The sequence below is a fragment of the Neobacillus sp. S1115 genome, assembly GCF_055385565.1.
Genome location: NZ_AP038275.1, coordinates 4,102,501 through 4,118,826, shown reverse-complemented (window position 1 = coordinate 4,118,826; position 16,326 = coordinate 4,102,501). Strand labels below are relative to the sequence as shown.

11 protein-coding genes and 1 rRNA gene (1 of these 12 only partly in view) are annotated in these 16,326 nt (G+C 43.1%); all 12 read left to right on the top strand.

Annotated elements, in window-relative coordinates; translation table 11 throughout:
* Positions 1–109: 109 nt before the first annotated feature.
* Positions 110–535 (top strand): hotdog family protein, encoded by a 426-nt coding sequence (locus ACZ5B7_RS19895; RefSeq protein WP_423798686.1) that lies wholly within the window; start codon positions 110–112, stop codon positions 533–535.
* 9 nt (positions 536–544) lie between these two features.
* A complete protein-coding gene (locus ACZ5B7_RS19890; protein ID WP_464490735.1) occupies positions 545–1,885 on the top strand; it encodes a sigma-54 interaction domain-containing protein in 1,341 nt (446 codons plus the stop codon).
* A gap of 306 nt (positions 1,886–2,191) precedes the next feature.
* Positions 2,192–3,346 (top strand): acyl-CoA dehydrogenase family protein, encoded by a 1,155-nt coding sequence (locus ACZ5B7_RS19885; RefSeq protein ID WP_464490734.1) that lies wholly within the window; start codon positions 2,192–2,194, stop codon positions 3,344–3,346.
* A 20-nt stretch (positions 3,347–3,366) separates the two neighbouring features.
* Positions 3,367–3,777, top strand: a complete 411-nt coding sequence (locus ACZ5B7_RS19880; RefSeq protein ID WP_464490733.1) for a hotdog family protein — start codon at positions 3,367–3,369, stop codon at positions 3,775–3,777.
* A gap of 3 nt (positions 3,778–3,780) precedes the next feature.
* Positions 3,781–4,578 carry a 1,4-dihydroxy-2-naphthoyl-CoA synthase gene (gene menB, locus ACZ5B7_RS19875; protein WP_423798682.1) on the top strand — a complete coding sequence of 266 codons (798 nt, stop codon included), beginning with the start codon at positions 3,781–3,783 and terminating at the stop codon, positions 4,576–4,578.
* A gap of 88 nt (positions 4,579–4,666) precedes the next feature.
* The gene (locus ACZ5B7_RS19870) at positions 4,667–5,413 is read left to right on the top strand and encodes an SDR family NAD(P)-dependent oxidoreductase (RefSeq protein WP_464490732.1); all 747 of its coding nucleotides are present in this window, start codon (positions 4,667–4,669) and stop codon (positions 5,411–5,413) included.
* Positions 5,414–5,443: 30 nt separating this feature from the next.
* Positions 5,444–6,220: an enoyl-CoA hydratase/isomerase family protein gene (locus tag ACZ5B7_RS19865; RefSeq protein ID WP_464490731.1), complete on the top strand. Its 777-nt coding sequence runs from the start codon at positions 5,444–5,446 to the stop codon at positions 6,218–6,220.
* A gap of 12 nt (positions 6,221–6,232) precedes the next feature.
* Positions 6,233–6,982, top strand: a complete 750-nt coding sequence (locus tag ACZ5B7_RS19860) for an SDR family NAD(P)-dependent oxidoreductase (protein ID WP_464490730.1) — start codon at positions 6,233–6,235, stop codon at positions 6,980–6,982.
* A 174-nt stretch (positions 6,983–7,156) separates the two neighbouring features.
* On the top strand, positions 7,157–8,386 hold the full coding sequence (locus ACZ5B7_RS19855) for a DUF438 domain-containing protein (protein WP_464490729.1): 1,230 nt from the start codon (positions 7,157–7,159) through the stop codon (positions 8,384–8,386).
* A gap of 199 nt (positions 8,387–8,585) precedes the next feature.
* Positions 8,586–10,028, top strand: a complete 1,443-nt coding sequence (locus ACZ5B7_RS19850; protein WP_464490728.1) for a DHA2 family efflux MFS transporter permease subunit — start codon at positions 8,586–8,588, stop codon at positions 10,026–10,028.
* A 257-nt stretch (positions 10,029–10,285) separates the two neighbouring features.
* Entirely contained in the window at positions 10,286–14,629 is a 4,344-nt protein-coding gene (locus ACZ5B7_RS19845) for an alpha-amylase family glycosyl hydrolase (protein WP_464490727.1), read from the top strand.
* 342 nt (positions 14,630–14,971) lie between these two features.
* Positions 14,972–16,326, top strand: a 16S ribosomal RNA gene (locus ACZ5B7_RS19840) (it continues 195 nt past the right edge of the window).

Here is a 16,326-nt window from a genome sequence, read left to right as displayed (position 1 = left end):
CTAACACAGCTGTGAATGGGGATTGAGTATTGCACGGATGGATGAGTATCTGTTACCCTTAAATTATAAAAAATATTCATAATATTTTTTTCAATAGGAGATGAAATAGATGAGTATAGCGATTGATGAGTTATTTATCGGACAAATCGCTCGCTTAAAACGAGTATTTACAGATGATGATGTCAAATTATGCAATGAGTTGACACGGGATTTTAGCCCAGTTTATCAAGTAAATGAAAATGTCTGGAAAAATTTTTACGACCAACCAATTGTTCCAGGGTTATTGACCGAAGGCTTAATCACCCAGGTCATTAGCCAAAAGCTGCCGGGAGACGCCTGCATTTTGCTGCAAAAGGAACTGGTTTTTTATTACCCAGTCCATGTGGGAGATGAGATTACAGCGGAGCTCGAAATTATTGATATTAACGAAACAAGGAATTGGGTAACCCAAAGGGTCAGCTGTTACAACCAGCAGGGAAACGAAGTGGTAAAAGGACAGGTGGTCATACTTGTACTGCCGAAACAAAGTTCATAGGTGATGTGAATGGAGCTTACCCAAAAAGTTGATAACCGCGCTGGGTACTGGGGATCACTGGAAGTGGATGAAAAGGGGATTCTTGTAGATGTCAGCCCTGAATTTTGCAGCTATTTTGCTTTTGAAAAGCCTGAATTAATTGGGCTTTCTATTGCGCATATCGTGGAAGGAGCCACAAAAAAACGGCCAGCCTCTGCTGTTGGAAAAACAGTTATTTCTGGTTTAATTAAAGGTCGTCCCTGTTTAATTCGAATCGAAAAAAAGGACAAACACCTCATTTATTCGGTCATTTTAAGAAAAGAAGAAATCGATCATGCTGAATTCTATTCCTTTCTGCAGATGGTGGATAAGCCAAAAATAAGATCAAAGACATCCAACGGGAATCGATATAGTTTTGAGGAGATTATTGGCGCCAGCCCATTGATGGCGCAAATTAAGGAATTGGCTGCCAGGATTGCAGCTAGTAGTTCAACTGTGCTGCTTACTGGCGAAAGCGGTACAGGGAAGGAATTGTTTGCCCAGGCCATTCATGGACTTAGCTCGAGAAAAAACCATCCGTTTGTGGCGGTTAACTGTGCGGCGATTCCTGATGAATTATTTGAATCGGAAGTATTTGGCTATGAAGGAGGGGCATTTAGCGGGGCGAAGAAAGAAGGAAAGCCTGGAAAAATTGAATTGGCGCAGAACGGGACACTATTTTTAGATGAGATATCCGAGTTGCCTTATCAAGCCCAGGGGAAACTGCTCCGGGTGCTGCAAGAGCGAGAGGTGGAGCGGCTTGGGGGAACTGGAAGCAAGAATGTCGATATCCGGATTGTTGCCGCTACGAACCGAGACCTAAAAACTTTGGTTCAGGAAGGCAAGTTCCGGCAGGACTTGTTTTATCGTTTGTATGTATTTGAATTAAAAATACCGTCATTAAGGCAAAGAAAAGAGGACATTTTAACGTTAGCCTATTATTTCATCGAATATTTCAATGAAAAATTAGTCCAAGAGGTAAAATACTTAGCACCTAATCTCCAGGAATGGCTTTTGAATTACGAGTGGCCTGGGAATGTCCGCGAACTAAAAGCGGTTATTGAACGGGGGATGAACATTGTTCAGGGGGAAACCCTGACAATGGACAGCTTGTTTATTTCCCCATCTCTTGAACGTTCAGTTGAAAAAACGGAGACGGAAGAAATACCTAAACTTTTAAGTTTAGAGGAAGCTGTATCAAATGCAGAAGTTTCCGCAATCCAGCGTGCACTTAAGGAAGCAGACGGCGACCGGACAAAAGCAGCCCAATTGCTGAATATTCACCTAGCCAGTCTATATAGAAAAATAGCGAAATATAAACTAAATAAATGATGATTTTATCTATTCACACACACTTTTTCTAGTGTGTGTTTTTTTTTGTCTAGCTGCAGCGCCTAGGGGCTCGAAGGTCTACAGCCAATCCGTCAAGAAGGCTAAAAAACAGCCTTCTCGCCGGCTCGTCTTATGCCTGTCGCCCCTGGTCAAGGCGCTTCCGCTTTTCTTGTTTCGCAAACCGGATTCGCAGATATGCGAAAAATAGTGATTTTGCAAAAATACAAAACTCGGGAATCCGGTAAAATGGTGAATTCTATGTTGGCACAGAATTTGCAATATAGAAAGGTAAAGGAGGGAATCATCTTGTTGAATTTTACCTTTACTGATGAACAAGAGTATTTTCGCGAAATGTTAAGAGAATTCTCCCTGAATGAATTGCTTCCCCAGTATACAAAATGGGACCGTGAAAAAACGCATCCCCGCCATTTATGGAAAAAGCTTGGCGAACTGGGAGTGAACGGATTGAGAATTCCAGAAGAGCATGGTGGCAGCGGAGCAGACTGCGTTACGACCGGTATTGCAGCAGAGGAAGTCGGAAGAGGAGATTTTAACCTGACTTATGCTGTCATGCTAAATGCCTTAGCCTCAGAGATTATTACCAATCATGCGACAGACCAATTGAAAAAAACTTGGCTTCCGCAAATTGCTAGCGGTGACAAAATTGTTGGAGTAGCAATTACCGAGCCAGCGGCCGGGACCGATGCTGCAGGAATCCGCTCGACAGCAGTACATAAAGGGGACCGCTACATTTTAAATGGAGAAAAATCAGGAATCAGTGCGGCAACAATTGGCGATGCTTTCATAGTTTTTGCAAAAACAGACCCCAACTCCGGCAGCAAGGGAATCAGTGCCTTCGTTGTGCCTGCCGATGCTCCTGGCGTGGAGTGTAAAGGCTATGAAGACATGGGGAATGTCCCAATTGGAAGAGGATCGATTTATTTAACGGACGTAGAGGTACCGGAAGAAAATCTAATCGGACTTGAAAACAATGGCTTTTTCCAAGTTATGAATGGGTTTGACCTTAGCCGTTTGTTAATTGGACTTCAGTGTGCTGGGGCAGCCTTCCAAAGTATCGATGAGACCATTGAACACGTAAAAACGAGGCAGGCTTTTGGCAGACCGCTTGCAAAATTTCAGGGTGTTTCTTTTCCAATTGTCACCCACTATACGCAGTTGGAGTTAATTAAGTGGCAGGCATATCGCGGCCTATGGCTTCGTGACAATGGGAAAAAACATACAAAAGAGGCATCCTCGGTAAAATGGCTAGGACCAAAATATGCACAGGAGGCAATCCATGAATGTATGCTTCTTAATGGACACTACGCCTATACGAAGGAAATGCCGCTTGAACAAAGGCTTCGGGATGTAATTGGGTTGGAAATTGGGGATGGCACTGCACAGGCTAACCAAATGGTCATTACTCGAGAATTGATTGGGAAAGAATTTCGTCCCTATTAAAATAGGAGACTACTTCCCGAATGGATGATGCCGAAACATTTTTTATCGGACAAATAGCGAGAATCCAAAGGAACATTATTAGTGAAGATGTTGAAAAGTGGAAATTTTTAACCTGGGATTTTAATGTGGTGTATCAAAGTGAGACATGGTTTGAACTGCCTCTTGTTCCGGGAATTGTTTGTGAGGGATTGATTGCGGAGGCGATGGGCAAAGAATTGACCTGTCACCCTGCTGTGATATTGAAGAAAGAATTCGTCTTTTTAAATCCAGTCCATATCGGCGATTTGTTGACGGTTGAGATAGAAACCATAGATGTCAATCAAGAAATGGATTGGGTTACCGAAAAGGTAACATGCATCAATCAATCTGGTGTTGAAGTGGTCAGAGGGCAAGTTGTTTTGAAAATTTTAGCAAAGAAAATGGAGGAATGAAAAATGGAAATGACAGATGTACTTTATGAGAAAAAGGATGGAATTGCCAAGATAACAATTAACCGCCCGGAGGTTTATAACGCCTTTCGTGCACAAACTGTCCAAGAATTAATTTGGGCGTTTCGGGATGCCTGGGATGATAACAGAATTGGCGCGGTTATTTTAACAGGAGCAGGAGAAAAAGCCTTTTGTACTGGCGGTGACCAAAAGAATAAAGGGGACAGTGGCTATGATAGCTCAGGTGGACTTGGCGGTGGCATCGGATTGGAAATTGAAGCTTTGCACCGGACAATTCGCGCGATTCCAAAGCCGGTTATTGCAGCCGTAAACGGTTATGCTATTGGCGGCGGCCACGTTCTTCATGTGGTTTGCGATTTAACCATCGCCGCTGAAACTGCCATTTTTGGCCAAAGCGGTCCGAAAGTGGGCAGCTATGATGCAGGGTTAGGATCTGCCTATCTTGCGAGGATTGTCGGTGAGAAAAAGGCCAGGGAAATTTGGTACTTGTGCGAAAAGTATTCGGCGCAGGAGGCAAAGGAAATGGGCCTTGTCAATAAAATCGTCCCACAAGGCGAATTGATGGCGGCAGCAGAGGAATGGGCGGGGAAAATTTTAGAAAAGAGTCCAACAGCTATTAAAATGCTGAAATATTCCTTTAATGCAGATTCCGCCAATATTGAAGGGATTTCGCAAATTTCGATGGCAAGCTTAGCGATGTTCTACAAAACGGATGAATCGGCAGAGGGAAGAAATGCTTTTGTCGAGAAACGCCCGGTTGATTTTAAGAAATTCAGACAGTAAACCAATATTACCTTTAGTAGGGGGAAAACAGGCTGATGGGTTTCGAGACGATTTTAACGATAAGGTTTAAAAATTGGAGGGATAAACAGTGGTAAAACGTACTGCATTTATTACCGGTGCCGGCAGCGGAATTGGCAGAGAGATTGCTAAATTACTAGCATCACGAGGAATGGACTTAATTGTTGCTGATATTAATAAGGAGGGCGCTGCAGAAACTGTTGCGCAAATTAAAGAAAATGACGGTGAAGCAGTTGCAGTTCATTGTGATGTTACTAGTTTGGAAAGTGTGAAAAACGCGGTTCAGGAATCGGTTGAAGCGTATGGGAAAATTGACGTGTTAGTGAATAACGCCGGCTGGGATAAAGTTGAGCCATTTTTAAAGAGTGAGCCAGACACCTGGAAGAAAATCATTGATATTAATTTAATGGGGCAGATCCATACGTGCAAGGAGATTTTGCCGCTTATGATTGAAAACGGTTTCGGGAAGGTTGTCAATATTGCTTCTGATGCAGCTAGGGTTGGTTCGAGTGGTGAGGCTGTTTATTCTGCGGCAAAAGGCGGCGTAGTAGCGCTGACAAAAACACTGGCCCGCGAAATGGCCCGTCATAAGATCAACATAAATTGTGTGGCGCCAGGTCCGAGTGACACCCCATTATTCCAGGAAATCGGCTCATATAATGAAGGAATTGCCGGTGCTCTGGAAAAGGCTATTCCATTCCGAAGATTGGCACAGCCACAGGATATTGCTGGCGCGGTGGCTTACTTTGTTTCAGATGATGCGGGTTTTGTGACTGGACAAACGTTGTCGGTCAGCGGCGGCTTGACGATGCTCTAAAAATTAGAATCTTTTAAGGAGAATAGTAGAATGTCTTTTGATAATATTTTGGTGGAAAAGCTAGGGTCTATCGGGGTTATCAAAATCAATCGGCCTAGCGTTCGGAATGCCTTGGATCAGGATACCATTACCGAGATGGAAGAAGGGTTTGAAGCACTTGAACGGGATGATAGTATTGGGGTAATTGTTTTTACCGGAACAGGGGATAAAGCCTTTGCGGCTGGGGCAGATATCAAGCAGGTCCGCGGCTATCAACCTATGGATGCCATTTCGTTCGGAATGTCCCGCTTTTATCAAAAAGTGGAAAGCAGCCCAAAGGTGACCATCGCAGCTGTAAACGGCTATGCCTTAGGTGGAGGCAGTGAACTGGCGCTGTCCTGTGATATTCGGATTGCCAGTGAGAACGCTAAATTTGGACTGCCTGAACTTAATTTGGCGGTCATTCCGGCAGCAGGTGGGACTCAGAGACTGACAAGGTTGATTGGTAAAAGCAGAGCATTGGATTTGATTTTAACAGGTGACATGATCACTGCCCAAGAAGCAAAGGAAATCGGCTTGGTATCAACGGTTGTTCCACAAAAAGAGTTGTGGGTTGCCGTCGAAAAAAAGGCGGGGAAAATTTTAACCAAAGGGCCGTTAGCAGTAAGGCTTGCCAAGCTGGCGGTTCACAGCGGAGCGGAAACAGATATTCAAACAGGTATATTGATTGAGCAACTGGCTCAGGCCGTACTGTACAGCTCCCTTGATAAAGAGGAAGGAACCTTGGCATTCCTTGAAAAACGTCAAGCTTTATTTATCGGAAAATAGGCGGTGGGATGAATGGATTTAAATATAAATGGTAGAAATATTCTAGTCACAGGTGCAGCTAAAGGCATAGGAAGAGGGATTGCTCTGGCAGCCGCCACTGAGGGAGCCAATATTGTCCTGCATTATCAATCCTCCGAAAATGAAGCACTTGAAACTGCCAAGGAAATTGAACGGCATGGCGTTCAGGTGGTACTGGTGAATGGTGACTTGGCATCCATTGATGATGTTCAAAACATGAAAAAGGATATTTCACAAGGGATTGGCGAAATAGATGCAATTGTCAATAACGCCGGATTTGCCCAATATAAATCCTTTTTTAAATATCAACCGGGTGAATGGAAGCGGGAAGTCGATGTATGTTTGTTCGGTGTTATGAATTTAGCCCACACCTTTATCCCGGAAATGATGGAGAAAAAGGGAGGAAAATTTATCAATATTATTGGGGATTCTGCCCGTACTGGGGACCGGAATTTAATAGTATCTGCCGCAGCCAGAAGCGGCACGATTAGCTTTCTTAAATCGCTTGCCCAGGAGGCTGGCAGAAATAATATTCAATGTAATACAGTCGCCCTCGGTCTCATTGATCAGGGGCAGAGCTTTGACCCGGATGTTCTGGAAAAAATCATGAAGCAATATCCATTAAATAGGCTTGGTAATATAGACGATATATCAGGTAGCATACTTTTTCTATTATCGCCTTGGTCTGATTGGATAACAGGGCAGGTTCTTTCCATTAATGGTGGGCACAGTATGTTGGGGTAAAGATATATGGAAGCTTCAGTTATCATATTTTGGTGATTGAAGCTTTTTTATTTGAGGTTTTCATTGTTCACAACTTGTTAATATTTCATTTGAAATGAATGATTTTAATCACAAACTCGTACCAGGATTAGTGTTATTTTTTAAAAAAGCAATTGACGAAGGAGAATCCTGGATATGAGTGAATTCATAAATAACCGTGAACAACAAACATATAAGAATACAGAGCGCCTCGAAATTTTAAAAGAAATTTTCAGAGACCTTCATAATGGAAGAAATATAAATGAAGTGAAGGCTCATTTCGATGCTTTTATTGGTAAAGTGACCATAGAGGAAATTGCACAGCTGCAACTGGAGTTTGTCAACGAAGGAAGTATGCCGGCCGAAGAACTGCAGCGCCTGTACACTCAGCACACTGATATTTTTAAAGGGAGAATTGAGGAAGATAACCGCGAAAAACGTCCTGAGGAACAGCCGGGACACCCAATTCACACCTTTAAACTGGAGAATAGAGAGCTTGATAAATTGGTGAAAACGCAGCTCCAAGTGCATTTATGGCAGTTCGAAAAAGAGGATCAAGCGGAAAATGTATTTAAGCTCTTAGAGGATATCAATTTGCTGCTTGATATTGATAAACATTTTAATCGTAAAGAGCATTTGATTTTTCCATACTTAGAAAACTACGGCATTTACGGTCCAACAAATAATATGTGGAGAATCGATGACTTCATCCGCGATGCCGTCAAAGAAGTGAGACAAACACTGCTTCATTATAATGGTGAAAAGCAGGTAGTGCTTGAAAAACTAAATTGGGTAATCGAAGAGGTAACCGCAATGATTTACCGGGAGGAGAACATTCTGTTCCCAATGGCGCTGGCCAATTTCACAGAAGATGAATGGGTGAAAATTGCTCATGAGAGCGATGAAATCGGTTTTTGCCTAACCGAACCGGAGGCAGTTTGGAAACCAGAACGGAAGGCACTAGATGAAAATGCCATTTCCGAAGGCTATATTAAAATGGAAACCGGGATCCTGTCTTTAAAACAACTTGAACTGTTATTAAACCATTTGCCGGTTGACATTACCTTTATTGATCATGAGGATGTGGTCCGTTATTTCTCGCACGGGAAGGATAGAATTTTTGCTAGAACAAAAGCCATTATCGGAAGGACAGTGCAAAATTGTCACCCGCCAAGAAGTGTTCATGTGGTCGAGGATTTGCTGGCAGACTTTAAATCAGGTAAAAAAGACAGCGAGGATTTTTGGATTAAGTTTCGCGATAAGTACGTCTACATTAGATATTTTGCCGTTCGCGATGAGGATGGAAAATATGTAGGCACCTTGGAGTTTACACAAAATATCGCCCCGATTCAGGCGATCGAAGGTGAAAAACGGATTTTATCATAATGTTATAGAAGAAATTGGGATTGGCCCCCTCGGTGGATGAGGGGGTTTTTTTGTGTAAATGGGAAAAATGTACAGTGATAAGAATGTCGCAAGAAAAATAGATAAAAAAGACAAACTCATTCAAGATAAATAGTTAGCACAAAGTGGCAAAATCATGTAATCTAGTAAGTACGTTTTTGAAAATAAAGGAGGATGAGAAATGGATAAATCCACTAATAAACGAGGCCCAATCGTGGCGCTTCTTTTAGCGGGAACATTTATCGCAATCTTAAATCAAACCTTGATGATTACAGCAATACCTCCAATAATGAAGGAAATGAACATTACCGCCAACAGTGCGCAATGGCTGACGACCATTTTTATGCTTGTCAACGGTATTATGGTGCCGGTAAGTGCATTCCTGTTAGAACGGTTTACCACCCGCCAGTTATTCTTGACTGCAATGAGCATTTTTGCAGCCGGTACAATAGTTGGGGGAATAGCCCCAAACTTTGAATTTCTTTTATTAGGAAGAATTATTCAATCATGCGGAGCTGGAGTGATGCTGCCGCTGATGCAAACGGTATTTTTGCTGATTTTTCCAGTTAATCGACGCGGCGCTGCTATGGGACTGGTCGGACTAGTTATATCCTTTGCTCCGGCGATTGGGCCTGCCTTATCGGGTTGGATTACGTCGCATTATTCATGGCGCCTCTTGTTTTTTATCATCCTGCCAATAGCTTTAATAGACATTGTTGTCGCATACTTCACCTTGAGAAATGTTACCGAATTATCGAAACCAAAAGTCGATGTAATTTCCATCATTTTATCCTCTATTGGATTCGGCAGTCTTCTATATGGATTCACATGTGCAGGAAATTTTGGCTGGGGAAGCGGCATCACTCTTTTTACATTAGGAATCGGAGGTCTTGCCTTGGTATGGTTTATTACAAGACAGTTACGCCTTGAACATGCCATCCTGGAATTTAGAGTATTTAAAATTTCGATTTTTCCGCATGCCATCATTATCGGGATGGTAGGGTTTATGGGGTTAATTGGTGCTGAAACGATCATTCCTTTATATATGCAAAATATGAGAGATTTCTCAGCGTTTGAGGCAGGCCTTGCTCTTTTACCGGGCGCGCTAATAAGCGGATTTTTGGCACCGATTATCGGTAGGATTTTTGATAAAATTGGTGCTAGATGGCTGGTAATCACAGGTTTAATCATAATAACCGCATCCTCATTTGCGTTTACTAAATTGGGTCCAAACACAACCATTACCTTTATAACAGTTTTATATAGTATTAGGATGTTCGGCCTCTCCATGGTTATGATGCCGGCTGCCACGGCAGCCCTAAACCAGCTTCCGAAACGGCTCATTCCCCATGGAGCAGCAATGGATAATACGATGAAAATGATTGCCGCATCGGTTGGGACTGCTATTCTTGTAACTGTGATGACGACAACTGCTGCATCGGCGAAGGATGAGCCGGGAATCCTATATCCGGATATCCACGGTGCCAACATGGCATTTATGGTGATTGCTGTACTTTCGCTTTTGACGCTGGTTCTTTCGTTTTTTATAAAAAATGACACCTTGCCTGAAGAAGGTAATGAAGATGAGGGGCGCCGAAACATTCGAGTGAAATTCCAAGAATAGAGTGCCCATTTGAAGAGGAGGCGGGTGTCTCCTCTTTATTTTGTGTGAAGCATGTACGTCTACCTGGTGAAGGTACTTGACCATGAAGCCGTAGGAGTGGTTAGCCTAACGCAATCGTGTCCGTGATATAAGTTTTAGTAAATATTAGTAGCAAAGACCTATTCTTTTCGAGATATTGATGATGAGATAATAGGTTCAAGTAAGCGTTTTCTATTTTTAATTGTGCAAACGCTTGCACAAAAGGGGGAGGAACATGAATGAAAGGAAAATCACGTAAGTGGATGAATTACCTTGCACTTTTAGCAATATTAGTGCAAACGATTGCAGGGACAGCTTTTTTCCATCCGGCACAAACAAATGCAGAAGGACGGATCGTGACCCTAGTTGGAAACCTGCAAGATGAACTGGGAGGCTCTGGTGAGTGGAATCCTGCTGATCAGGCTACGCAAATGAAGTTGCAGGAAACGGGGAAGTACATTCTAACCGGCAAACTGCCTGCAGGAAATTATGAATATAAAATTGCCATAAACGGCACTTGGGATGAGAACTACGGGGCAGATGGAGCACGGAACGGTGATAATTATAAATTATCACTTGATAAAGAAACAGAGGTTACGTTTGTTTATGATGACACCACTCATAGAGTAACAGTACCGATTGAATTACCAGATAATCAAAAGCCAAGGATTGTTGGTGATATTCAACCAGAGCTTAATGCCGGGGGAGAGTGGTCACCTAGTGAATCTACGGCTATTTTGCAAGATGAAGACCATGACAACGTCTATACCTATACAGCCCAAGTTCCAAAAGGTAAACATGAATTTAAAATTGTTCTTGGGGATAACTGGAGTGCACCTGCTTATCCAGCTAATAACTTTGTGCTAAATGTCCTAAAGGACGCAGCGGTAACATTCTTTTATAACCATGATACAAAAGAAGTATACACCGATTATGATCCGGAGCTGCCTGATGGCATTGTTCAGGGGGACAAGCTATACCATGATACATGGGTTACGGCTTACCGTTCCCCATTTGGGGCGGTAAAAGCAGGAGATGTTGTAAAGCTTCGCCTTCAAGCGAAGAAAGGGGACCTAACCGGAGCGAAGGTTCAGCTAAAAAACTACAATACCGGTAACACTGTCACTGTAGACATGGAATCTGCCGGCTGGCTTGAGCAAAAGGGTGGACAAGTGGAGTTTTGGGAAGCGAACGTTACGCCTAAAGAAAAGGGGGTATACGGCTATAAATTTATTGCCCGTGACGGCGCTGGCCAGAAAGAATATGGGGAAGACGTTCAAGAAGGCGGAAAAGGGATTGCATCTGATTCTAACGCATCCTTATTCCAGCTAACGGTTTATGAACCATCTTATAAAACTCCTGACTGGATGAAGGAAGCTGTCGTTTATCAGATTTTCCCTGATCGTTTTTACAATGGAAATAAGAAAAACGATAATGCCAAAAGCAATGCACGAGGGGAGGAGCCAATTGAACATAAAGTATGGAATGATTTTCCTGATAATCCTCGTCTGAAAGGGACTGAAGGATATAAAGATGATGCCATTTTTTCTAATGATTTCTTTGGCGGCGACCTTGCAGGTATTCAACAGAAATTAGACTATATCCAATCATTGGGAGTAAACACACTTTATTTAAATCCAATTGCTGAGGCAGCATCGAATCACAAATATGACGCTGCAGATTATAAAAATGTCGACCCGATGTTTGGTTCTCCACAAGAGTTCGAGGCATTTACTAAGGAGTTAAAGAAACGAAAGATCCACTTGATTTTAGATGGCGTATTTAACCATGTTGGCGATGATTCCATCTACTTTGACCGTTATAGTAAATATCCAACGGTAGGTGCTTATGAGTATTGGGCCGCAATTTATGACCTTGTGAATCAGGGAGTGCTAGAAGATGAGGCTAAAAAACAAGTAAAAGAAAAATTTATATCAGAGGGACAAACATTTAGCCCTTACGGTTTTGAAAACTGGTTTAACATTCAAAATGAAAAAGTTGACGGTGTTTATAAGTACCAGTGTTGGTGGGGGTACGATTCACTTCCAGAAATCAAATCCATTCCTGGCGAAGCAGTCGATTATCCATCTGAACTAAATAATGACTCGTTCGCTAATTACATTATGTATGATGAAGATTCGGTAGCCAAGTCGTGGATTAACAAGGGTTCTTCAGGTTGGCGTTTAGACGTGGCGAACGAAGTTGATCCTCAGTTTTGGAGGGAGTTCCGAAAAGAGCTTAAGACTGGAAAGAAGGATGAACCATTAATCCTGGGTGAAATCTGGGATGATGCCTCCAAATATTTCTTAGGTGACCTATATGATTCCGTCATGAATTACCGCTTCCGCGGCGCGATGATCGATTACCTAAAAAACGGAAACGCAGAAGGTGCACAAAATCAGCTCAATGCTGTATATGAGGATTATCCAAAAGAAGCATTTTATTCCCTTATGAATCTGATGGGCTCACATGATACTGCACGTGCTGCGTTCGTTCTAGGGAATGGAACAGACTCTTTTGAAAGAGCGGAGTTTGATAAAAACTATAACCAGAAGCTGGGAATTCAACGTTTAAAGCTGGCTGCCATTTTGCAGATGGGTTACGCAGGCGCACCGACCATTTATTATGGTGATGAAGCAGGTGTCACCGGCTCAAAGGATCCCGATGACCGCCGTACGTATCCATGGGGCAGCGAAGATCAGGAGTTAATCAAGCATTATCAAGCGATAGGAAAAGTAAGATCAAGTTATCATGATTTGTTTAGCTATGGTGATTTGCACCATTTATATGCAAAAGGCGATGTGCTTGCTTTTTCACGCTCAGATAAAAAGAATGTTGGTATCGTCCTTACAAACCGCGGCAATGAACCAAAAACAGTCGAACTAAATATGGAAGATATAATGGTAAACGGGATTAAATTAACCGACCAGCTCGATAAAAAATACACAGTAGAATCAAAGGATGGAAAACTGACTGTATCTGTTCCGGCCATGAGTGGGCGCATGCTTGTTTCGGAAAAAGGTCAAAACCTAAAACGTCCTACTGGTGTTACTGATTTAACGGTGGAAGAAGGCAGTCATTCGGCAGTGATTAAATGGGAAGGCGATGCAGAAAGATATGCCGTCTACCAAACAACGATTTCCGGTGCTTTTTACAAAAAAGTAAAAGAGGCTTCTACTAATAGTGTAACAATTGATGGGCTAGATAATGGCCGAAAATATTACTTTGCAGTGGCGGCGGTTGATAAAAAGGCGAATAGCTCTGAGAAGGTGGAATTCCAAACTGCCGTTATTCCGCATGTGAAATTAGCGGAAGATAACTACAAAATTGAAAATGTCACATCGCTTGAACCAGCGAGTATTGATCTTTCAAATCCAGAAACAGTCACAGCAAATTTCTTTGTAAAAGGTGAAACAGAAACGGGAGAAATGGAAGGATTGCAGGCTAAACTTGAAGTAAAACAGCCTGGAAACGAAAATTGGATTTCCTACAAGGCGACTTACGTAAATCAACAGGATGTGTCGAATGTCTTTAGTTCTAATTTCCTGGCGTTTGATGAAGGCAGCTATGAGTATCGATTTGCCTTTTCAAATGACCTAGGCCGCACTTGGGTCACAAGTGAACTAAAGACTGTAACCTTTACTAAAGGAAGTGACACCATACCCCCTGTAGAAAAAATAACACTAGCTGAGCCTCTACAGGAATCAGGACAAGTGAACCTTTCTTGGAAATTGGAAGGAAATGAAGATCCATATATGATAGTTATTGTCCGCGACGGTATAAAAATCGACCAGCTGCAGGATGTGACAAAAGAATCGTATCGAGATATTAATGTAACAAACGGAAAAACGTATACGTACGAGGTACAAGTTTATGACCGTGCAGGAAATATGGTGAAATCCAATCCTGTAACCGTTACACCTGAATTAGTTACCGTAAAGGTAACATTTAAGGTGAACGCACCAGCCTATACTCCACAAGGAATTTATATTACGATGCCTGGTAGCAAAAACGGCTGGAACACCGGTGCATGGCAAATGACGCGTGCTGGGGCAGTCACCAATGATTATGAATATACTGTCGAAGCACAGGAAGGTGAAGTATTAACGTATAAATACGTAAAAAATGGCACATGGGATCAAGAAGGGTTGCCTGACCATACATCTTCGAACCCAGATGATGATGATGTCAGCTATTACGGATACGGAGCACAAGGGACAGACCTATCTATCATCGTTACAAACCAGGGTGGAAATCAAATGGTCGTTCAGGATAAGATTGTCCGTTGGATTGATCAGCCAGTTGTTATAACTTCCCATACTGACGGGCAAACGGTATCATCTGACACGATAACGCTGCAAGGTAATGCTATTAAAGATGGAGTTCTTACTATAAATGGTGAGCCTGTAACAATTAATAGTGATATGACTTTCTCGCAAACCATTAAATTAAATGCAGGAGAAAACAAACTCAGCATTCATATCGAACCATCAGAATCAAGTAAAACGACTAATTTTAAAAATGATGGCGGTGCAATTGCTAAAGCAACAAAGACGTTTGAATTCGTGATTAATAAACAATAATATTGCTATTGCCTCTTTCCTAATTAAATGGAGAGAGGCATTTTATTTTGGATTTTATCTTTCTTTTAGTTCAATTGGAAAAAATTATATATTGAATACGAGTGATTCAGGTGATAAGATATAAAAGTTCCTTCACGAGAGGTCAAACCTAATGAATGAAAATTATGAGTTGACACTTATGAAGTGAATATGATATATTAATTTTTGTCGCTGTAATAAGAAGCGAAATAGTTCTTTGAAAACTAAACAAACAAAAACGTCAACAAACAATAATTATCATGTTTCTTCTACTAATTAGAAAACATGAGCCAACGTAACATTTTTGAGCTAATCAACTCAACTTTATTGGAGAGTTTGATCCTGGCTCAGGACGAACGCTGGCGGCGTGCCTAATACATGCAAGTCGAGCGAATCACTGGGAGCTTGCTCCCGGTGGTTAGCGGCGGACGGGTGAGTAACACGTGGGCAACCTGCCTGTAAGACTGGGATAACTTCGGGAAACCGGAGCTAATACCGGATAATTTCTTCCCTCACATGAGGGAAGGTTGAAAGTCGGTTTCGGCTGACACTTACAGATGGGCCCGCGGCGCATTAGCTAGTTGGTGAGGTAACGGCTCACCAAGGCGACGATGCGTAGCCGACCTGAGAGGGTGATCGGCCACACTGGGACTGAGACACGGCCCAGACTCCTACGGGAGGCAGCAGTAGGGAATCTTCCACAATGGACGAAAGTCTGATGGAGCAACGCCGCGTGAGCGATGAAGGCCTTCGGGTCGTAAAGCTCTGTTGTCAGGGAAGAACAAGTATCGGAGTAACTGCCGGTACCTTGACGGTACCTGACCAGAAAGCCACGGCTAACTACGTGCCAGCAGCCGCGGTAATACGTAGGTGGCAAGCGTTGTCCGGAATTATTGGGCGTAAAGCGCGCGCAGGCGGTCCTTTAAGTCTGATGTGAAAGCCCACGGCTCAACCGTGGAGGGTCATTGGAAACTGGGGGACTTGAGTGCAGAAGAGGAAAGCGGAATTCCACGTGTAGCGGTGAAATGCGTAGAGATGTGGAGGAACACCAGTGGCGAAGGCGGCTTTCTGGTCTGTAACTGACGCTGAGGCGCGAAAGCGTGGGGAGCAAACAGGATTAGATACCCTGGTAGTCCACGCCGTAAACGATGAGTGCTAAGTGTTAGAGGGTTTCCGCCCTTTAGTGCTGCAGCTAACGCATTAAGCACTCCGCCTGGGGAGTACGGCCGCAAGGCTGAAACTCAAAGGAATTGACGGGGGCCCGCACAAGCGGTGGAGCATGTGGTTTAATTCGAAGCAACGCGAAGAACCTTACCAGGTCTTGACATCCTCTGACACTCCTAGAGATAGGAATTTCCCCTTCGGGGGACAGAGTGACAGGTGGTGCATGGTTGTCGTCAGCTCGTGTCGTGAGATGTTGGGTTAAGTCCCGCAACGAGCGCAACCCTTGATCTTAGTTGCCAGCATTCAGTTGGGCACTCTAAGGTGACTGCCGGTGACAAACCGGAGGAAGGTGGGGATGACGTCAAATCATCATGCCCCTTATGACCTGGGCTACACACGTGCTACAATGGATGGTACAAAGGGCAGCGAAGCCGCGAGGTGGAGCCAATCCCATAAAACCATTCTCAGTTCGGATTGCAGGCTGCAACTCGCCTGCATGAAGCCGGAATCGCTAG